The 18031-nt window shown below is 58.4% G+C and carries 19 protein-coding genes; 10 read left to right on the plus strand and 9 right to left on the minus strand.

Features of this window, described 5'->3' with window-relative positions; genetic code table 11:
- Positions 1-3 precede the first annotated feature (3 nt).
- The 4 genes from aroQ to MMG91_RS19365 form a co-directional block, all read right to left on the minus strand.
- Entirely contained in the window at positions 4-444 is a 441-nt protein-coding gene (aroQ, locus tag MMG91_RS19350) for a type II 3-dehydroquinate dehydratase (RefSeq protein WP_030129491.1), read from the minus strand.
- A 133-nt stretch (positions 445-577) separates the two neighbouring features.
- Entirely contained in the window at positions 578-1489 is a 912-nt protein-coding gene (locus MMG91_RS19355) for a LysR family transcriptional regulator (protein WP_310660409.1), read from the minus strand.
- Positions 1490-1623: 134 nt separating this feature from the next.
- Positions 1624-2703 carry a tRNA (uridine(54)-C5)-methyltransferase TrmA gene (gene trmA / locus MMG91_RS19360; RefSeq protein WP_310660410.1) on the minus strand — a complete coding sequence of 360 codons (1080 nt, stop codon included), beginning with the start codon at positions 2701-2703 and terminating at the stop codon, positions 1624-1626.
- Positions 2700-3995 carry an NCS2 family permease gene (locus MMG91_RS19365; RefSeq protein ID WP_123498645.1) on the minus strand — a complete coding sequence of 432 codons (1296 nt, stop codon included), beginning with the start codon at positions 3993-3995 and terminating at the stop codon, positions 2700-2702. The genes trmA and MMG91_RS19365 overlap by 4 nt, the downstream gene beginning before the upstream one ends.
- 225 nt (positions 3996-4220) lie before the next feature.
- Here MMG91_RS19365 and MMG91_RS19370 point away from each other — a divergent pair, with 225 nt between their 5' ends.
- A complete protein-coding gene (locus MMG91_RS19370) occupies positions 4221-4676 on the plus strand; it encodes a DUF4879 domain-containing protein (protein WP_310660411.1) in 456 nt (151 codons plus the stop codon).
- Between the two features lie 67 nt (positions 4677-4743).
- Positions 4744-5295, plus strand: a complete 552-nt coding sequence (locus tag MMG91_RS19375) for a DJ-1 family glyoxalase III (protein ID WP_305446988.1) — start codon at positions 4744-4746, stop codon at positions 5293-5295.
- A 22-nt stretch (positions 5296-5317) separates the two neighbouring features.
- Here the strand turns inward: MMG91_RS19375 and MMG91_RS19380 are convergent, their stop codons facing one another.
- On the minus strand, positions 5318-6556 hold the full coding sequence (locus tag MMG91_RS19380) for an MFS transporter (RefSeq protein WP_310660412.1): 1239 nt from the start codon (positions 6554-6556) through the stop codon (positions 5318-5320).
- Between the two features lie 403 nt (positions 6557-6959).
- Here MMG91_RS19380 and MMG91_RS19385 point away from each other — a divergent pair, with 403 nt between their 5' ends.
- From MMG91_RS19385 to MMG91_RS19395, 3 genes are read left to right on the plus strand one after another with little or no spacing between them, the layout of a single operon-like run.
- The gene (locus MMG91_RS19385; protein ID WP_305446986.1) at positions 6960-8402 is read left to right on the plus strand and encodes a cytochrome ubiquinol oxidase subunit I; all 1443 of its coding nucleotides are present in this window, start codon (positions 6960-6962) and stop codon (positions 8400-8402) included.
- A 3-nt stretch (positions 8403-8405) separates the two neighbouring features.
- Positions 8406-9413, plus strand: coding sequence for a cytochrome d ubiquinol oxidase subunit II (gene cydB / locus MMG91_RS19390; protein ID WP_310660413.1), 1008 nt, complete (start codon positions 8406-8408; stop codon positions 9411-9413).
- Between the two features lie 49 nt (positions 9414-9462).
- The gene (locus MMG91_RS19395) at positions 9463-9630 is read left to right on the plus strand and encodes a DUF2474 domain-containing protein (protein WP_305449862.1); all 168 of its coding nucleotides are present in this window, start codon (positions 9463-9465) and stop codon (positions 9628-9630) included.
- Positions 9631-9696: 66 nt separating this feature from the next.
- On the opposite strand, the gene MMG91_RS19400 is transcribed toward MMG91_RS19395, so the two are convergent.
- Both MMG91_RS19400 and MMG91_RS19405 read right to left on the minus strand, forming a co-directional pair.
- Entirely contained in the window at positions 9697-10821 is a 1125-nt protein-coding gene (locus MMG91_RS19400) for a class I SAM-dependent methyltransferase (RefSeq protein ID WP_310660414.1), read from the minus strand.
- A 188-nt stretch (positions 10822-11009) separates the two neighbouring features.
- Positions 11010-11717, minus strand: coding sequence for an autoinducer binding domain-containing protein (locus MMG91_RS19405; protein ID WP_310660415.1), 708 nt, complete (start codon positions 11715-11717; stop codon positions 11010-11012).
- Positions 11718-12011: 294 nt separating this feature from the next.
- Here MMG91_RS19405 and MMG91_RS19410 point away from each other — a divergent pair, with 294 nt between their 5' ends.
- Complete coding sequence (locus tag MMG91_RS19410; protein WP_305503374.1) at positions 12012-12788, plus strand: ferredoxin--NADP reductase; 777 nt, start codon at positions 12012-12014, stop codon at positions 12786-12788.
- Positions 12789-12833: 45 nt separating this feature from the next.
- Here the strand turns inward: MMG91_RS19410 and mscL are convergent, their stop codons facing one another.
- Complete coding sequence (gene mscL, locus MMG91_RS19415) at positions 12834-13247, minus strand: large-conductance mechanosensitive channel protein MscL (RefSeq protein WP_305446982.1); 414 nt, start codon at positions 13245-13247, stop codon at positions 12834-12836.
- A gap of 285 nt (positions 13248-13532) precedes the next feature.
- Here mscL and katB point away from each other — a divergent pair, with 285 nt between their 5' ends.
- From katB to radA, 3 genes are read left to right on the plus strand one after another with little or no spacing between them, the layout of a single operon-like run.
- A complete protein-coding gene (gene katB, locus MMG91_RS19420) occupies positions 13533-15074 on the plus strand; it encodes a catalase KatB (RefSeq protein WP_305503371.1) in 1542 nt (513 codons plus the stop codon).
- A 57-nt stretch (positions 15075-15131) separates the two neighbouring features.
- Positions 15132-15686 (plus strand): ankyrin repeat domain-containing protein, encoded by a 555-nt coding sequence (locus MMG91_RS19425; RefSeq protein ID WP_310660416.1) that lies wholly within the window; start codon positions 15132-15134, stop codon positions 15684-15686.
- Between the two features lie 45 nt (positions 15687-15731).
- Positions 15732-17099: a DNA repair protein RadA gene (gene radA, locus MMG91_RS19430; RefSeq protein ID WP_007895270.1), complete on the plus strand. Its 1368-nt coding sequence runs from the start codon at positions 15732-15734 to the stop codon at positions 17097-17099.
- Between the two features lie 36 nt (positions 17100-17135).
- Here radA and MMG91_RS19435 read toward each other — a convergent pair whose 3' ends face one another.
- Positions 17136-17504, minus strand: a complete 369-nt coding sequence (locus MMG91_RS19435; RefSeq protein ID WP_050681428.1) for a PilZ domain-containing protein — start codon at positions 17502-17504, stop codon at positions 17136-17138.
- 158 nt (positions 17505-17662) lie between these two features.
- On the opposite strand from MMG91_RS19435, the gene MMG91_RS19440 reads away from it, so the two are divergent.
- Positions 17663-18031: carbon starvation CstA family protein (locus MMG91_RS19440; RefSeq protein WP_310660417.1), on the plus strand; the 369-nt coding region annotated here is incomplete at its 3' end.

Below are 18031 nucleotides of genomic sequence, written 5' to 3' on the forward strand. Positions count from 1 at the left end.
CGCTTAACCTTCCAAACGTTGGCTGAAATGCTCCAGCGCCAAACGATAGCCGTGGCTGCCGAAACCGCACATGACCGCCGTGGCGATGGACGAAACAAAGGAGTGATGCCGGAAGGGTTCGCGGGCATGGACGTTGGACAAATGCACTTCGATCACTGGCAGTTCGCTGGCAACCAGAGCATCGCGGATGGCCACCGAGGTGTGAGTCCAGGCGGCCGGGTTGATGACGATCCCGGCGCAACGGCCACGGGCGGCGTGAATCCAGTCGAGCAGTTCGCCTTCATGGTTGGTCTGGCGAAATTCCACTGTCAGGCCGAACTCTTCGGCAGCGCGACCGCACAGCGCGGAAATGTCCGCCAGGGTTTCGTGGCCATAAGTCGCCGGTTCACGGGTGCCCAGCAGGTTCAGGTTCGGGCCGTTGAGCACCAGAACGATAGGGGACATCGAGTCTCTCCACATATTATTTTTGGCATTGGCCGAGGGTTTCAGCCTGTGGGGGAGAAATTGTACTAACTGGTTAACAAGGTCAATTGAAGAGGGCGGAAGGGCCGGATTATTTGTGCGGTAATCGGACAAATCAGCGCGGCAGCTGCTCAACCAGAAAATCGATAAACGCTCTTAACCGCAACGGCACATGGCGACTTTGCGGGTACAGCAGCGTGAAAGGGCGGGAGCGTCCGCCATAGGGTTTGAGCACTTCCACCAGCGAACCGTCCGCCAGTTCCTTTTCGACGATGAAGCGATAGGTTTGAAAGATCCCGGCGCCGCTTTTTGCCAGCGTCACGCCGCCCAATACGTCATCGGAACAGCAATAGTTGCCCTCGGCGAGAATCTCCAACGGCACGCCGTTGTCATTGAACAGCCAGGCAATCCGCCGTCCGCTGCTGGGCAGTTCGTACTGAATGCATTCGTGCTGAGCCAAGTCATCCAGGGTCTTCGGGGTGCCGGCGCGCTTCAGGTAATCAGGGCTGGCAATCATCACCAGCGCGGCGTCTTCCAATGGCCGTGCGATCAGCCCGGAGTCGGGAATGGCCCGCACACGGATCGCCATGTCATAGCCTTCGCCGACGAAATCGATATTGCGATTACTGATGTGCGCCTCGACCTTCACGGCCGGAAAGCGAGCCCGAAACGCAGGCAGCAACGGCAGGATTCGATGATGGGCATAGGTCGTGGGAATACTGATGCGCAAGGTGCCGGAAGGTTCTTGCTGCTGCCCCATTACCTCGCGCTGGGCCTCGACCAATTGTGCGAGCGCCTCGCGACACTCCTCGAAATAACGCCGGCCACTGTCAGTCAGCTTGACGCTGCGGGTGGTACGCGCAAACAACCGCACACCCAAACGTTCTTCCATGCGCGACACCGAGCGGCTGACGGCGGCCGGGGTCACGCCTGCCACCAGGGCGGCTGCGGTAAAACTGCCGGCTTCGGCGGCCAGGCAAAACAGTTCGATGCTGCCCAGCTGGAGATCGTCGAAATGTCGCTGCATGATTGATTACACCGGGAATCAAATGAAGTGTCAGAGTCTGTACTTATCAAATAAGAGCGCATAAATACAGGGCGTTTCAATCGCCCACAAAAAAGCCGTCCTGTGGACGGCTGATTTGTAGGTGGAGGCTGCAATCAACGACGGGTCAACAACACCCCGGATTCCATGTGATGGGTCCACGGAAACTGGTCGAACATCGCGCATTGAGTGATGCGGTGAGTGTCGTGCAGTTGGGCGATGTTGGCCGCGAGGGTTTCCGGGTTGCAGGAAATGTAGAGGATGTTGTCGAATCGCCGGGTCAGTTCGCAAGTGTCCGGGTCCATGCCGGCGCGGGGCGGATCGACGAACACGCTACCGAACTCGTAGCTCTTGAGGTCGATGCCATGCAGGCGCCGGAACGGGCGAACTTCGTTCAGGGCTTCGGTCAGCTCTTCGGCAGACAGACGCACCAGCGTGACGTTATCCACCGCGTTTTCGCTCAGGTTGCTGAGTGCCGCGTTGACCGAAGTCTTGCTGATTTCGGTGGCCAGCACTTTGCGCACGCGGGTAGCGAGCGGCAGGGTGAAGTTGCCGTTGCCGCAATACAGCTCCAGAAGATCATCCTGGCGATCACCGAGAGCGTCATACGCCCAGTTGAGCATCTTCTGGTTCACCGTGCCGTTGGGCTGGGTGAACGCGCCTTCCGGCTGGCGATAGCTGAAGGTGCGGCCGCCCACTTCGAGCTTCTCGACCACGTAATCGTGACCGATCACTTCGCGTTTGCCCTTCGAGCGACCGATGATGCTGACGTTCAGGTCGGCTGCCAGTTTCGATGCGGCCGTGTGCCAGTGTTCGTCCAGCGGGCGGTGATAGCACAGGGTGATCATTGCATCGCCAGCCAGGGTGGTCAGGAACTCCACCTGAAACAGCTTGTGGCTCAGGGCCGCACTCGCTTGCCAGGCTGCCTTGAGCTGCGGCATCAACTGGTTGATGCGCAGGCTGGCAATCGGGAATTCTTCGATCAGGATCGGCGTGCGTTTGTCTTCCTGGGAAAACATCGCGTAATGGCGCTCGCCGGCTTCGCGCCACAGACGGAATTCGGCACGCAGGCGGAAGTTTTTCAGCGGCGAGTCAAACACCGCAGGTTCCGGTGCATCGAACGGGGCCAGCAGATCACGCAGGCGCGTGACCTTTTCTTCGAGCTGAACGGCGTAAGCCTGGGAATCAAAAGTCATGCGTTGAACCAACCCAACTTGATCACGAACAGAATCGACAGAATCACCAGCGCCGAATTCAACTCACGGCCGCGACCGGACAACAGTTTGATGGCTGTCCAGGAGATGAAACCGAAGGCGATGCCGTTGGCGATGGAATAAGTGAATGGCATGGCCAGGGCGGTGACCACGACCGGTGCGGCGACGGTGATGTCGTCCCAGTCTATTTCCGCAAGGCCCGATGTCATCAGTACGGCGACGAACAGCAACGCAGGCGCGGTGGCGAAGGCTGGAACGCTGGCCGCCAATGGCGAGAAGAACAGCGCCAGCAGGAACAGAATCGCAACCACGATGGCAGTCAGGCCGGTGCGGCCACCGGCACTCACGCCAGCTGCGGATTCGATGTAGCTGGTGGTGGTCGAGGTACCCAGCAAGGAACCGGCCATGGCCGCGGTGCTGTCGGCGATCAGGGCGCGGCCCATTTTCGGCATGTGGCCGTCCTTGCCCATCAGGCCGGCGCGCTTGGCGACGCCGATCAGGGTGCCGGAGTTGTCGAACAGGTCGACGAACAGGAAGGCGAAGATCACGCTGACCAGACCGATGTCCAGTGCGCCTTTGATGTCCAGTTGCAGGAAGGTCGGGGCCAGGGACGGCGGCATCGACATCACGCCACCGAACGGGGTGAAGCCCAGCAGGATCGAAACGATGGTCACTGCCAGAATACCGATCAGGACTGCACCGCGCACTTTCAGGGCTTCAAGCGCCACGATCAGGGCAAAACCGAGGGTCGCGAGAATCGGCGCCGGTTGCTTCAAGTCGCCGAGGCCGACCATGGTCGCCGGGTTGCTGACCACGATGCCGGCGTTGTGCAGAGCGATCAGTGCCAGGAACAGGCCGATACCGGCAGCAATCGCCGAGCGTAGTGCCAGCGGAATGCTGTTGATGATCCATTCGCGGATGCGGAAGATCGACAGCAGGAAAAACATCACCGCCGAGATGAACACCGCGCCCAGCGCCACTTGCCAGGTGTGGCCCATGTGCAGGACCACGGTGTAAGTGAAGAAGGCGTTCAAGCCCATGCCCGGTGCGAGGGCGATCGGGTAGTTGGCGATCAGGCCCATGGTCGCCGAGCCGATGGCGGCTGCCAGGCAGGTGGCGACAAACACCGCGCCCTTGTCCATGCCGGTCTCGCCGAGGATGCTCGGGTTGACGAACAGAATGTAGGCCATGGCCAAAAAGGTCGTGACGCCCGCCAGAATCTCGGTCCGCACGTTGGTGTTGTGTGCCTTGAGTTGAAACAGCCTTTCCAGCATGTCTGCTCCCCGTGGCGCGCCCGGCGCCGTGAATGTATCGACCTCAACAGCAAAGCACAGACCGCTACAGGCGCCTGGGTATTTTCTGTGGGTCGGAAAAAGCCGCGCATCATACCAGCAGCGTGGGGCTATGGCTGCTTATGGCTGCGATCGTCGTCGATGTTTTGCATAAAAGGGAACTGCGCCATACTGCGCGCTGTTTTTTGGGGGAGGGAGGGGGTGGATATGTATTGCATTAATAAGCGTGTGGTTGCGGCATTTGGGTTGCTGCTCACCTGTTTCATCGGAGCGCAAACAGCCTCTGCGGCCATGGCGCCACCGTTGAGTCAGGTAAAAGTACTCAAGGTCGAATCGCCAGGCTGTGGCTTTGAAAATATCGCGGACGGCCAGGCGCAAACCCGTTGCGACCACAAGGGCCCGAACATCAAGGTCTACGTGCTGGAAGTCGGTTACGGCCGTGAAGCCCATGTCGCACTGGACGGTTTCAAACTGGACGGCACCCGAACCCCTGTCTGTGCTTTTGATACCGGCAACCTGACCGAGTGCTCCGCCGGGAAAAAAACTGTCGGCTATCTGTACATCTTCAACCTGGCGGGCAAGCAGGACGGCACCTTCACGTTCAGCAATACCTCGATCAACGCACCCGGCAACACGATGTCGACGCAGCTTTACATCAAGTAACGGCTGGCCTCGAACAAGGGTCAGGAAAGCTGACTACGCTTTAAAGATCATCCTGTGGACCGCGCCCATGACCTTTAGAGCCCTGATTACCCTCGCCGAGGGCATCGACGATCTGCAAACCGTGACCCTGATCGATGTGCTGCGCCGCGCCAAGGTGGAAGTGGTGGTGGCCAGCATCGAGGCACGGCGCATGCTCACCTGCGCCCGCGGCACTCGTCTCACGGCCGATGCGATGTTGGTGGACTTGCTGGCCCAACCCTTCGACCTGATCGTTCTGCCAGGCGGTGCCGTGGGGGCGCAGCATTTGGCGGCCCACCAACCCTTGCAACAATTGATCAAGGACCAGGCCGCCGCCGGGCGTCTGTTTGCCGGTATTGCCGAATCTCCGGCGTTGGCGCTGCAAACCTTTGGCGTTTTGCGTCAGCGGCGCATGACTTGCTTGCCCACTGTCAGCAATCAACTGTCGGGCTGTAACTTCATCGATCAGCCGGTGGTGGTCGATGGCAATTGCATCACCGCCCAGGGTTCAGGCGCCGCGTTGGCGTTTGCGCTGACGCTGGTGGAGCAACTCTGCGGCAAAGCCACACGGTCGACAGTGGCGGGAGAGTTGGTGGTTTAGAGAGCGCCCTGGGCAGACTGCCTCATACCCTGACCTCTTCCACCGGCACATGCATGCGGTCACGGTTGGCCAGGGTCGGGAACAGTTTGATCCAGGCCCCGGTCACCATCAGCGTGCCGATGCCGCCCATCACCACTGCCGGCACCGTGCCGAACCAGTGGGCCGTCAGGCCGGACTCGAACTCGCCGAGCTGATTCGAAGCGCCGATGAACAAGCCATTCACAGCGCTGACCCTGCCGCGCATTTCGTCGGGGGTTTCCAGTTGCACGAATGAGGCGCGGATCACCATGCTGATCATGTCCGCTGCACCCAATACCACCAGCACGGCGAGAGAAAACCAGAACGAAGTCGACAGGCCGAAAGCGATGGTCGCCACGCCGAATACACCCACGGCCGTGAACATTACCCGCCCGACGTTTCGCTCTACGGCAAATCGCGCCAGAAACAGTGACATCAGCAGCGCACCGACTGCAGGAGCCGAACGCAGCAGGCCCAGACCCCACGGGCCGGTCAGCAGAATATCTTTGGCGAACACCGGCAGCAGCGCGGTCGCGCCACCCAGCAGGACGGCAAACAGGTCCAGGGAAATCGCCCCGAGAATGTCCGGGCGACTGCGAATGAAGCGGATGCCCGCCAGCAGCGAATCCAGGGTGGCCTTGCCCTTGTTCAGCGGTGTCTGCCGGGCCGGCAGGTTGAGCATCAGCGCACAAGCGATGAGATAAAGGATCACCGTCGGGCCATACACCCAGACGCTACCGAAGGCATAGAGCAAACCGCCCAGCGCCGGGGCGACGATGGTCGCCGATTGTTGGGCCGACTGTGCGGCGGCAACCGCGCGGGGGAACAACGCGCTTGGCACGATGCTCGGCAGCAAGGCCTGGGTCGTCGGCATTTCGAAGGAGCGGGCGGCGCCGAGCAGGAACGCGAGGATGAAGATCATCTCCCGAGTGACATGGTCGGTCGCGCTGCCGATGGCCAGCGACAGGGCAATCAGCGCTTGCAGGGACTGACAGATCGCCGCGACCTTGCGCCGGTCATAGCGGTCCGCGACATGCCCGGTGTGCAGCATGAACAATACCCGCGGAGCAAACTCCACCAAACCTACCAAGCCCAGATCGAGCACGTTGCCGGTCAGTTGATACAGATTCCAGCCGATTGCCACCGTGAGCATCTGAAAACCGCTGGCGGTAAACACCCGAGCCAGCCAGAACGCGATAAACGGGCGGTGATGACGTAACAGCAGGGGCGCTTGGCTGGGCATCTGAGGGCAGGTCTGGGCGGAGGGGAAGGGCGAGATTATCACCACCTGTAACGAGAAGTTGCAGATTGGAAAGATTTAGTTAGCTAGACACCGATCTACGCAGCCTTTAAATCCCTCGCTACTGGGAATGTATTGCAGCTCATGACCAAACCCATGAGGCAACCTGTCACGCGGCAAAAGACCACACCGTCCATCGGCAAAAATGCGACTACTCTTTCAACGTTGCTTGATCCAGATCAAGACCCTTCGCGGAACTGATCCGGCGGCCAGATGGCCAGACTCCCTACGTTTGTGATGATGGTACAAAAAAGAACGAATTCGAATTCGCCACACTCCATATCCGTGGGGGCAGTGGGTGTAGGCCGCAAGCCTTCAGCCGGTATTACCTGACAGAGGAAGACTTATGTTCGGTTTGGAGGCACTTGATCTCGCCCGGATTCAGTTCGCATTCACCATTTCGTTCCACATCCTGTTCCCGGCCATTACCATTGGCCTGGCGAGTTACCTGGCGGTGCTCGAAGGCCTGTGGCTGAAGACGCACAACGACACTTACCGCGATCTGTACCATTTCTGGTCGAAGATCTTTGCCGTCAACTTCGGCATGGGTGTGGTTTCCGGTTTGGTCATGGCCTATCAGTTCGGCACCAACTGGAGCCGTTTCTCGGACTTCGCCGGTTCGGTGACCGGGCCATTGCTGACCTATGAAGTGCTCACTGCCTTCTTCCTGGAGGCCGGTTTCCTTGGCGTCATGCTGTTCGGCTGGAATAAGGTCGGGCGCAAGCTGCACTTTTTCTCGACGGTCATGGTAGCCATCGGCACCCTTATTTCGACCTTCTGGATTCTGGCCTCCAACAGCTGGATGCAGACCCCGCAAGGTTACGAAATCGTCAATGGCCAAGTCATTCCGGTGGACTGGCTGGCGATTATTTTCAACCCGTCGTTCCCCTACCGGCTGTTGCACATGTCCACGGCGGCGTTCGTTGCGACTGCCTTCTTCGTCGGTTCGTCGGCGGCCTGGCACTTGCTGCGCGGCAAGGACAACCCGGCGATCCGCACCATGCTCTCGATGGCGATGTGGATGGCGCTGATCGTTGCCCCGATTCAGGCAGTTATCGGTGACTTCCATGGTCTCAACACACTCAAGCATCAGCCGGCGAAAATCGCTGCGATCGAAGGTCACTGGGAAAACCACGGTGATGAAGCCACCCCGCTGATCCTGTTCGGCTGGCCGGACATGAAAGAAGAGAGGACCAAATTCGCGGTCGAGATTCCGTACCTGGGCAGCCTCATCCTGACCCACTCCCTGGATAAACAGGTGCCGGCGCTCAAGGAGTTCCCGCCTGAAGACCGGCCGAATTCGACCATCGTTTTCTGGTCGTTCCGGGTCATGGTTGGTCTGGGCATGCTGATGATCTTCACCGGTTTGTGGAGCCTGTGGCTGCGCAAAAGCGACAAGATGTATACCTCGCGGCCATTCCTGTACCTGGCGTTGTGGATGGGCCCGTCCGGCCTGATCGCAATCCTCGCCGGCTGGTTCACCACTGAAATCGGTCGTCAACCGTGGGTGGTCTACGGCTTGATGCGCACGGCAGACGCGTCCTCCGGGCACAGCTTCGTGCAGATGAGCATCACCTTGATCATGTTCGTTGTGGTGTATTTCGCGCTGTTCGGCGCCGGTCTTGGTTACATGATGCGTCTGGTGCGCAAAGGGCCGAAGATCGACGAAGGCAAGGAAACCAACGAAGGTGGTCCTGGCCAGAAACGCACACCGGCTCGTCCGCTGTCTGCAGCCGATGACGATGGCACCGAAGCTGATAACAGCCCCAGCCTGACCAAGGAGATTTGAATCATGGGTATTGATCTTCCGCTGATCTGGGCCGTGATCATCATCTTCGGCATCATGATGTATGTGGTCATGGACGGTTTCGACCTGGGGATCGGGATTCTTTTCCCGTTCATCAAGGGCAAGAGCGATCGTGACGTCATGATGAACACCGTCGCCCCGGTCTGGGACGGCAACGAAACATGGCTGGTATTGGGCGGTGCGGCATTGTTCGGCGCTTTCCCGCTGGCCTATTCGGTGGTGCTCTCGGCGCTGTACCTGCCGCTGATTTTTATGCTGATCGGGCTGATTTTTCGCGGTGTGGCCTTTGAGTTCCGCTTCAAGGCCAAGGACGACAAGCGTCACCTCTGGGACAAGGCATTCATCGGTGGCTCGATCGCCGCAACGTTCTTCCAGGGCGTGGCATTGGGGGCGTTCATCGATGGGCTACCGGTGGTCAATCGTCAGTTTGCCGGTGGTTCACTCGACTGGCTGACGCCGTTCACAATGTTCTGTGGCGCGGCGCTGGTGGTGGCCTATGCGTTGCTCGGTTGCACCTGGCTGATCATGAAAACCGAAGGCAAATTGCAGGAGCAGATGCATGACCTGGCGCGGCCATTGGCCTTCGTATTGCTGGCGGTGATAGGCATCGTCAGCATCTGGACGCCGTTGGCCCACGCCGAGATCGCAGCACGCTGGTTTACCCTGCCGAACCTGTTCTGGTTCTTGCCAGTGCCGATTCTGGTGCTGGTGACCCTGTTCGGTCTGATTCGCGCGGTGGCGCGCAATGCGCACTACACGCCATTCCTGTTGACCCTGGTGCTGATCTTCCTCGGCTACAGCGGTCTGGGGATCAGCCTGTGGCCGAACATCGTACCGCCGTCGATCTCGATCTGGGACGCTGCCGCACCGCCGCAAAGCCAGGGCTTCATGCTGGTGGGCACGCTGTTCATCATCCCGTTCATCCTGGGTTACACCTTCTGGAGCTACTACGTATTCCGCGGCAAGGTCACCCACGAAGACGGTTACCACTAGCCGACTACGGCGCAGGATTACCGGCGCCGTTGCAGAGGAGATCACGATGATGGCTGGCAAACCTGATTTGCAGGAAATTGAAGCAGCCGAGAAAAAGCCGCTCTGGCAGCGACTCGGCTGGCTGGCGATGATCTGGACCGGCAGCGTCTTGGCACTGTTCATTGTGGCCTCGTTGATGCGCATGTTCATGAATGCCGCCGGTTTGAGCACCCACTGAAATTCCCATCCCGTTGCCTTGCGGCACGGATTTATAACCCTCCTGGTGGAGGGGTTTTTTTCGCTTTTATTTACGTGCTTTGAGAATGACGAACTTGGGGGTGGCCGCGACTTGCTCAACGCCGCGGAACAACCGCGCCAGCTTGCTGTGATAGCCCAGGTGACGATTGCCGACGATGTACAGCGCGCCGCCCACCACCAACGATTCACGCGCTTGCTGGAACATCCGCCAGGCCAGGAAATCGCCGACCACTTGTTGTTGATGAAATGGCGGATTGCACAACACCACGTCCAGAGATTGCGGTTCCTGCTCAGCCAAACCATCGCCGGCCCGCACGATCACGTCACGATCACCCAGCGCCGCGCGCCAGTTTTCAGCGGCCGATTGCACGGCCATGAATGACTCATCCACCAGCGTGTAGTGCGCCTCAGGATTTTGCAGGGCACTGGCAATCGCCAACACGCCGTTGCCACATCCGAGATCCGCCACCCGCGCTGCGCCGAGGTTCTTCGGTAAGTGCGGCAAAAACGCTCGCGTGCCGATATCCAGCCCCTCGCGGCAGAACACATTGGCGTGATTGAGCAGTTCGATCGCAGGCGTGTCGAGTCGATAGCGGGTCGGGTAAGGGGAGATAGCAGGGGCTTTGGCTTCGGCTGTGGCGATCAGCAGCCGAGCCTTCTTCACGGCCAGCGAGGCTTGCACCGGACCGATGTAACGCTCCAGCAGATCGCCCGCAGCGCGTGGCAAATGCTTCACCATCGCGGCCGCAATCACTTGAGCGCCGGGAGCCAGTTGACCCTGTAACCTGATCAGTTGCTCTTCCAGCAAAGCCAGGGTTTTCGGTACCCGGATCAATACCCGGTCAAACGGGCCGACGAACGCTTCGCTGGCCGGCACCCTCGGCACCGCATCAAACGCCTGACCGTTGCGTATCAGGTTTTTTTCCAGCCCCTGAAAGGCCAGAAACGAATCGCCGCTACTGGTCACCCGAACCTTGCCCACCAGGCTGGCGGCCAAAGCACCGAAGCTGTCGTTGAGCACCAGCACACGAGTATCGGCTGCCGGTTGTTGCTCGGCCAGATGAGTCAGCAGGTATTCGTCTGCGGCATCAAATGCTTGCAACGGTTCGTTCTGCTGTTCTGGCTGGCGGATCAGATCGAGTTGAGCGAAGGGGGTTTCGAGCAGAGGCATGAGGCGGGGGCTCTGGGTAGTCAACGGAGGATAATCAAGGAGTGGCCCGCCGCTCAGGGGCTTGTAGCGGGCGAACCATCCGAATGGACTGCGTCATGGAGTTTCACATGGCATCACTCAGGATGGATCGCAAATGGTACGTTTTTTTCGCTTGGATTACTCGCGGGGATTACCGGATTCAAACAGATTCAGATGGCGCCCACTCTCGCGGCTTTGATGACCGCCGCAATCTTGTTGTTTACACCGAATTTTCGGATGGCGCCGCGAATATGGAACTGTACCGTGCTTTCACTCAAATTGAGGATGATCGCGATCTCGCCTGCTGTCTTGCCGTCGGCTGAATATTTCAATACCTCGACTTCTCGGGATGATAAATTCACGGTCCCCGGTTTTGAAGGCGCAGGCAGCTCTTTGGCGACAAGCCCATGCAGGTGACGGCTGATGAACATCGCGTAGCCCAGATTCTGATACAGATCGTGCGTAGTAATCGGGCAGTGGCTTCTCGCCAGGCTCAACATGCTGCAAAGACCGTTCTGATCATGAACGGATTGGGACCAGCCATAGCGCAAACCTTGTTTTTCTTGTGCTTGCCACAGCATAGGTGTCTTGGAGAAGACCTCCTTCTGCCAAACAATCGGTAATTCGGAATGATTGCAATGGGCTAGTATCGGGTCGACTTCACTGAAGTGCTCTTGCTCATACTTCGTGTTCCATTCTGCGGGGTAATTATTCAGCTGGATCCTGTTGTGGGATATCCCCCTTGTTTGAGATGTTATTGAAAAGGCACAGAAATTAAAGCCAAGGTTTTTAACGAGATTGAGGGCAATCTCGTACGCGGTCTCTATTGTCTGAGCGTAAGAAAGCTGCGTTAACTGTGATTCCTTCCACACTTTCATTGGGTAACTCCATTCGGACTTACTTGAATTGGTGCTAATTGGATCCAAGATCCTGCACGTTTCGCAGTGTAGGAGAATTCATACGTGCGTGCTCGAATTTTTCGTTCTTTAAGAGGCAGGCGACTGCATAACCGGTTCTTAGGTTTGTTACTCTAAAAGAAACAGGATCAAACGACTGTTGGTATATGTTGATTACATTATTAGTGAGCGTGTACGAAAGCCATTACAAATCACCGGTGTTTACGCAGCCCGCTTTGCGGGACACTGGGCGTCATATGTCGAAGGGAGCGAGCCATGACTGCCAGTGCAGAAAAATTCACGCGCCAAATGCTGCTTGAAGTTCGGCCGTTGACTCCGAATCTGTTCACTCTGCGGACCACCAGGGATCCAGGCTTTCGTTTTCGCGCAGGACAATTCGCCCGACTAGGCGTGACCAAGGCAGATGGCAGCACGGTGTGGCGAGCTTATTCCATGGTCTCGTCACCCTATGACGAGTTTCTGGAGTTCTTCTCTATTGTTGTGCCGGGAGGGGAGTTCACCAGTGAACTGAGTCGACTGGAAGTCGGCGATACGCTGCTGGTTGATCGCCAAGCCTTTGGTTATCTGACGCTGGATCGCTTCGTCGATGGCCGTGACCTCTGGTTGTTATCCACAGGCACGGGGCTGGCGCCGTTTCTGTCGATCCTGCAGGACTTCGAGGTTTGGGAGAGATTTGAACGAATCATCCTGGTTTACAGCGTGCGCGAAGCGCGGGAGCTGGCGTATCAGGAGCTGATTGCGGGGCTGGCGCAGCGTGATTATCTGGCCGAGTACGCGCACAAGCTGCAATTCATCGCCACCGTTACCCGCGAGCAGCATTCGGGTGCCTTGAATGGGCGGATCACGACACTCATGGAAAGTGGCGAGCTGGAGCGGACAGCCGGTGTAGCGCTGACAGCCGAGCATTCGCGGGTAATGCTCTGCGGTAATCCACAGATGATCGATGACACGCGCAAATTGCTCAAGCAACGGGACATGCACTTGAGCCTCAGTCGACGTCCCGGCCAAGTGGCGGTGGAAAACTACTGGTAAACAAACGGCGCCCCGAAGGCGCCGTTTGTGCCGGGTGATCAGTCATCAGGGCTGATTGTTCTGGGCCTTGAGCAGATCGCGAATCTCCTCCAGCAGCTCTTCTTCCTTGGTCGGCACCGGCGGCAGGGTTGGCGCCACGGCCTCTTCGCGTTTCAGGCGGTTGATGGCCTTGACGCCCATGAAAATGGCGAAGGCGACGATGATGAAGTCGATCAGGCTCTGGATGAACTTACCGTAGGCCAGCATCACCGCCGGGACTTCACCATTGCCAGCCTTGAGCGTAACGGCCAGGTCACTGAAGTCCACACCACCGATCAGCAAGCCAATGGGTGGCATCACCACGTCGCCGACAAACGACGAAACGATTTTGCCGAAGGCCGCGCCGATGATAATACCCACGGCCATGTCGACCACATTACCTTTGACCGCGAAGGCCTTGAACTCACTTATCACGCCCATAGGTTATTTCCTTGTTACAGATGAGGTTGGTGAACGCAGTGTAAGTCAGCAAAACGGCTCATGCTCGAAACACCGTCTTACAATGCTCGCTCTTATCGACACATCTTCCGGCAATTAGTTTACAAAGTGCCACCAGTCGCGCGCGATTACCCGCTCTAGACCGGGCTTTCCAGAACCTTTTCTCTATCGCCTCGGTGCGGGATTTCTATTTATGTTTTGGTCTTTGGGTCACTAGCCTCTGTAGGGCGCACCTGGATGCGCCTTATAAAATCAGAGGAAACTTCCATGACAACTCCCCTCGGCCTCGGGGCTTTTCCCCACCGTCGTACGTTTGGCGTTCTGACCGCCAGCCTGCTGTCCTTCTCCGTCAATGCTGCGACCTTGACCCGCGATAACGGGGCCGCCGTCGGCGACAACCAGAACTCGCAAACTGCTGGTGCGACGGGGCCGGTGCTGCTGCAAGACGTGCAACTGATCCAGAAACTCCAGCGTTTTGACCGTGAACGCATTCCCGAACGCGTGGTGCATGCCCGTGGCACGGGCGCCCATGGCACGTTCACCGTGACCGACGACCTCAGCGACCTGACCAAGGCCAAGGTATTTGCCAGCGGCCAAAGTACGCCGGTATTTGTGCGTTTCTCCGCTGTGGTCCATGGCAACCATTCCCCGGAAACCTTGCGTGATCCGCGGGGGTTCGCCACCAAGTTCTACACTGCAGACGGCAACTGGGACCTGGTCGGCAACAATTTCCCGACCTTTTTCATCCGTGACGCGATCAAGTTTCCAGACATGGTCCACGCCTTCAAGCCGGATCCGCGTACCAACCTCGACGACGATTCCCGTCGTTTCGACTTTTTCTCCCATGTTCCGGAAGCCACTCGTACCTTGACCGAGTTGTATTCCAACTCCGGCACGCCGGCCAGTTATCGGGAAATGGACGGCAATAGTGTGCATGCCTACAAGTTGGTTAATGCCAAAGGCGATGTGCACTATGTAAAGTTTCACTGGAAAAGTTTGCAGGGGATAAAAAACCTCGACCCTAAAGAAGTGACGGGTGTTCAAGGCCAAGACTACAGTCATATGACTAACGACTTGGTGTCACATATTAACAAGGGTGACTTCCCGAAATGGGACTTGTACATCCAGGTTCTAAATCCTCAAGACTTGTCCAAGTTTGATTTCGATCCATTGGACGCGACCAAGATCTGGCCCGGTGTGCCTGAACGGAAAGTTGGACAAATGGTGTTGAACCGTAATCCGGCGAATGTTTTCCAGGAAACCGAACAAGTGGCCATGGCCCCGGCCAATTTAGTGCCGGGTATCGAACCTTCGGAAGATCGCTTACTGCAAGGTCGAGTGTTCTCGTATGCCGATACCCAACTGTATCGTCTGGGGGCCAACGCTCTGCAGTTGCCGATCAATGCACCCAAAATCGCCGTGAACAACGGCAACCAGGATGGCGCAATGAACATCGGCGCCAGCAGCACAGGCGTGAATTACCAGCCAAGTCGCCTGCTGGCCCGTGAAGAACCGCAAACCGCGCGTTACAGCCAGTCGGCCCTGTCGGGCAGCACGCAGCAGGCGAAGATTCAGCGTGAGCAGAACTTCAAGCAAGCTGGCGATCTGTATCGCTCGTTCAACCCGAAGGAACGTCAGGACCTGATCGACAGCTTCGGTGGCTCGCTGGCCACCACCGATGACGAGAGCAAGCACATCATCCTGTCCTTTCTTTACAAGGCCGACCCGGAATACGGGACCGGGGTGGCCAAAGTAGCCAAGGGTGATCTGGCTCGGGTCAAGGCGCTGGCGGCCAAACTGGTCGACTGATCCATCTGCCTGAAGCGGGACCTCATGCGAGGTCCCGTCTGATCAAGGAGTTGCGCCATGCGTTTTTATCTGTCTGTGTTTCTGGCGTGCGTGTCGTTCAGCGTGTTCGCCGGGCCTGATGCGCCAGTCTCGAAGGACCCCGCGCAGTTGAGAGCCCAAATACAGGATTACTACTTCGATGCCGCTCGACGCGGTGATGTGCCCATGCTCGAGACCTTCATCGAGGCCGGCTATTCCCTCGATACCCGCGACAACAAGGGTTACACCGCGCTGATTCTGGCCGCCTATCACGGCCAGAGCGCTGCCGTGGAGCGTTTGCTCGCTGCCGGGGCGGATGCCTGCGCTCAGGATCAACGCGGTAATACGGCGTTGATGGGCGCGATTTTCAAAGGCGAAGTGCAGATCGCCAGGACCTTGCTGACCGCCCAGTGCAGTCCCGACCAACGTAACGGCGCGGGACAGACTGCCGCGATGTATGCCGGCTTGTTCAAGCGCGTCGAGTTGCTGGACGCACTCAAGGCCAAAGGGGCAGACATGAATGCCGAAGATCCGCTGGGCAATAGTGCCGCGCGTCTGGCCAGCGGTGAAATCCGTACGGCGGCGCCGCGCTGATCCGCGCGAGCTGAGCTATCATCGCGGTTTTTGCCGGGAGTTCAGATGGCCAAGGCCAAGCGCATGTACGGCTGCACCGAGTGTGGCTCAACCTTCCCCAAGTGGGCCGGCCAGTGCGGCGAATGCGGGGCCTGGAACACGCTGACTGAAACCATGGTCGAGAGCGGCGGCGCCGCAGCCCCCAGTGGTCGCACCGGTTGGACCGGCCAGCAGGCGCAGATCAAGACCCTGGCCGAAGTCAGCGTTGAAGAGATTCCGCGTTTCTCCACGGCGTCCAGCGAGCTGGATCGCGTTCTGGGCGGCGGCCTGGTGGATGGCTCGGTGGTGTTGATCGGTGGTGATCCCGGCATCGGCAAGTCGACCATTTTGTTGCAAACCTTGTGCAACCTCGCCAAGAGCATGCCGGCGCTGTATGTCACCGGCGAAGAGTCCCAGCAGCAAGTGGCCATGCGCGCCCGGCGGCTGGGCTTGCCTCAGGATCAGCTGCGGGTGATGACCGAAACCTGCATCGAAACCATCATCGCCACGGCCAGGCAGGAAAAACCCAAGGTGATGGTGATCGACTCGATTCAGACGATTTTCACCGAGCAGCTGCAATCGGCACCGGGTGGCGTCTCCCAGGTTCGGGAAAGCGCGGCGTTGCTGGTGCGTTACGCGAAACAAAGCGGCACGGCGATTTTCCTCGTGGGCCATGTCACCAAAGAAGGCGCACTGGCCGGCCCTCGAGTGCTGGAACACATGGTCGACACCGTTCTGTATTTCGAAGGCGAATCCGATGGCCGCCTGCGTCTGCTGCGGGCGGTAAAAAACCGTTTCGGTGCGGTGAATGAATTGGGCGTGTTCGGTATGACCGACAAGGGCTTGAAAGAAGTCTCCAATCCCTCGGCGATTTTTCTGACTCGCGCTCAGGAAGAAGTCCCGGGCAGCGTGGTCATGGCCACGTGGGAAGGCACCCGGCCGATGCTGGTGGAAGTGCAGGCGTTGGTGGACGACAGCCATATGGCCAATCCACGCCGGGTAACACTCGGTCTGGATCAGAATCGCTTGGCCATGTTGTTGGCGGTGTTGCATCGCCATGGCGGCATCCCGACTCACGATCAGGATGTGTTCCTCAACGTGGTCGGTGGGGTGAAGGTGCTGGAAACCGCTTCTGACCTGGCGCTGATGGCGGCGGTCATGTCCAGTTTGCGCAACCGGCCACTGCCCCATGATCTGCTGGTGTTCGGCGAAGTCGGCTTGTCGGGTGAAGTGCGCCCGGTGCCGAGTGGCCAGGAACGCTTGAAAGAGGCGGCGAAGCACGGCTTCAAGCGCGCTATCGTGCCCAAGGGCAATGCGCCGAAAGAGGCGCCGCCGGGGTTGCAGATTATTGCGGTGACGCGTCTCGAACAGGCGCTTGACGCTTTGTTCGAATAGCTGGTAACCCGAACGAAAACCCTGTGGGATTGGCCTTCAGATTTCGATCAGGGCGCCCAATTCGCGCTCCAGTTCCTCGGGATCGCCCAGGTTGAACTCGATCAATCGCCGCAGCCGTTCAATCGATTCCAGGCTGATGTGTTTGCAGACAAACCCGAGTTGACCATGGTCATCGTGGGTCAACATCACATCCATCTTGATCTCGACGTCTTCGTTAAGATGAATATCAACCAGGAAATGCCAGTCTGGATTACCCAGCCACGGCTCGGGCTTCTCGATAAGCAGCCCCTTGAGTGACAGGTCAATCAGCTTCACCGGCCAGATGAATTCCCCCTGGCTCAGCTCGGTTCGGGCATCGAACGCAATACGTTTGAAGCGGCGGCGATCAGCAGGGTGGTCACTCATGGCGCAATCCTCTGAATGTCCGCTGACTATAGACCCGCATTGTTAAAGCCTGCCAGCAAAGACAGGCTCTGGATCAATGTCGGGGTATGGCCTTTGCCGTCAGTAGCGCTAAACTCCGGATGGCTGTCTTTCTTGTCCACTCTGGCTGGAATCATAAAATGAAAAATAATAATAGCCTGCTACGCCACTTACCCTGGCTGCTGCTGGCAATCCTGGGAGCGTGCGCCCTGGGCGTAGTGGCATTGCGCCGAGGCGAGGCGATCAACGCCTTGTGGATTGTGGTCGCCGCCGTGGCCATTTATCTGGTCGCGTACCGCTACTACAGCCTGTTCATCGCTAATAATGTGATGCAACTCGATCCGCGTCGGGCTACCCCAGCCGTGCTCAACAATGACGGTCTGGACTACGTGCCGACCAACAAACACATCCTTTTCGGACACCACTTTGCGGCCATCGCTGGCGCAGGGCCTCTGGTCGGCCCGGTCTTGGCGGCGCAGATGGGCTACCTGCCCGGTACGCTGTGGCTG

Source organism: Pseudomonas sp. JL3 (genome assembly GCF_031570575.1).
In the GTDB taxonomy this organism is placed as follows: Bacteria; Pseudomonadota; Gammaproteobacteria; order Pseudomonadales; family Pseudomonadaceae; genus Aquipseudomonas; species Aquipseudomonas cucumis.

Excerpts from the sequence above, each read along its gene's own strand:
- aroQ (WP_030129491.1), bottom strand. The coding sequence starts at position 444 with ATGTCCCCTATCGTTCTGGTGCTCAACGGCCCGAACCTGAACCTGCTG.
- MMG91_RS19355 (WP_310660409.1), bottom strand. The coding sequence starts at position 1,489 with ATGCAGCGACATTTCGACGATCTCCAGCTGGGCAGCATCGAACTGTTT.
- trmA (WP_310660410.1), bottom strand. The coding sequence starts at position 2,703 with ATGACTTTTGATTCCCAGGCTTACGCCGTTCAGCTCGAAGAAAAGGTC.
- MMG91_RS19365 (WP_123498645.1), bottom strand. The coding sequence starts at position 3,995 with ATGCTGGAAAGGCTGTTTCAACTCAAGGCACACAACACCAACGTGCGG.
- MMG91_RS19370 (WP_310660411.1), top strand. The coding sequence starts at position 4,221 with ATGTATTGCATTAATAAGCGTGTGGTTGCGGCATTTGGGTTGCTGCTC.
- MMG91_RS19375 (WP_305446988.1), top strand. The coding sequence starts at position 4,744 with ATGACCTTTAGAGCCCTGATTACCCTCGCCGAGGGCATCGACGATCTG.
- MMG91_RS19380 (WP_310660412.1), bottom strand. The coding sequence starts at position 6,556 with ATGCCCAGCCAAGCGCCCCTGCTGTTACGTCATCACCGCCCGTTTATC.
- MMG91_RS19385 (WP_305446986.1), top strand. The coding sequence starts at position 6,960 with ATGTTCGGTTTGGAGGCACTTGATCTCGCCCGGATTCAGTTCGCATTC.
- cydB (WP_310660413.1), top strand. The coding sequence starts at position 8,406 with ATGGGTATTGATCTTCCGCTGATCTGGGCCGTGATCATCATCTTCGGC.
- MMG91_RS19395 (WP_305449862.1), top strand. The coding sequence starts at position 9,463 with ATGGCTGGCAAACCTGATTTGCAGGAAATTGAAGCAGCCGAGAAAAAG.
- MMG91_RS19400 (WP_310660414.1), bottom strand. The coding sequence starts at position 10,821 with ATGCCTCTGCTCGAAACCCCCTTCGCTCAACTCGATCTGATCCGCCAG.
- MMG91_RS19405 (WP_310660415.1), bottom strand. The coding sequence starts at position 11,717 with ATGAAAGTGTGGAAGGAATCACAGTTAACGCAGCTTTCTTACGCTCAG.
- MMG91_RS19410 (WP_305503374.1), top strand. The coding sequence starts at position 12,012 with ATGACTGCCAGTGCAGAAAAATTCACGCGCCAAATGCTGCTTGAAGTT.
- mscL (WP_305446982.1), bottom strand. The coding sequence starts at position 13,247 with ATGGGCGTGATAAGTGAGTTCAAGGCCTTCGCGGTCAAAGGTAATGTG.
- katB (WP_305503371.1), top strand. The coding sequence starts at position 13,533 with ATGACAACTCCCCTCGGCCTCGGGGCTTTTCCCCACCGTCGTACGTTT.
- MMG91_RS19425 (WP_310660416.1), top strand. The coding sequence starts at position 15,132 with ATGCGTTTTTATCTGTCTGTGTTTCTGGCGTGCGTGTCGTTCAGCGTG.
- radA (WP_007895270.1), top strand. The coding sequence starts at position 15,732 with ATGGCCAAGGCCAAGCGCATGTACGGCTGCACCGAGTGTGGCTCAACC.
- MMG91_RS19435 (WP_050681428.1), bottom strand. The coding sequence starts at position 17,504 with ATGAGTGACCACCCTGCTGATCGCCGCCGCTTCAAACGTATTGCGTTC.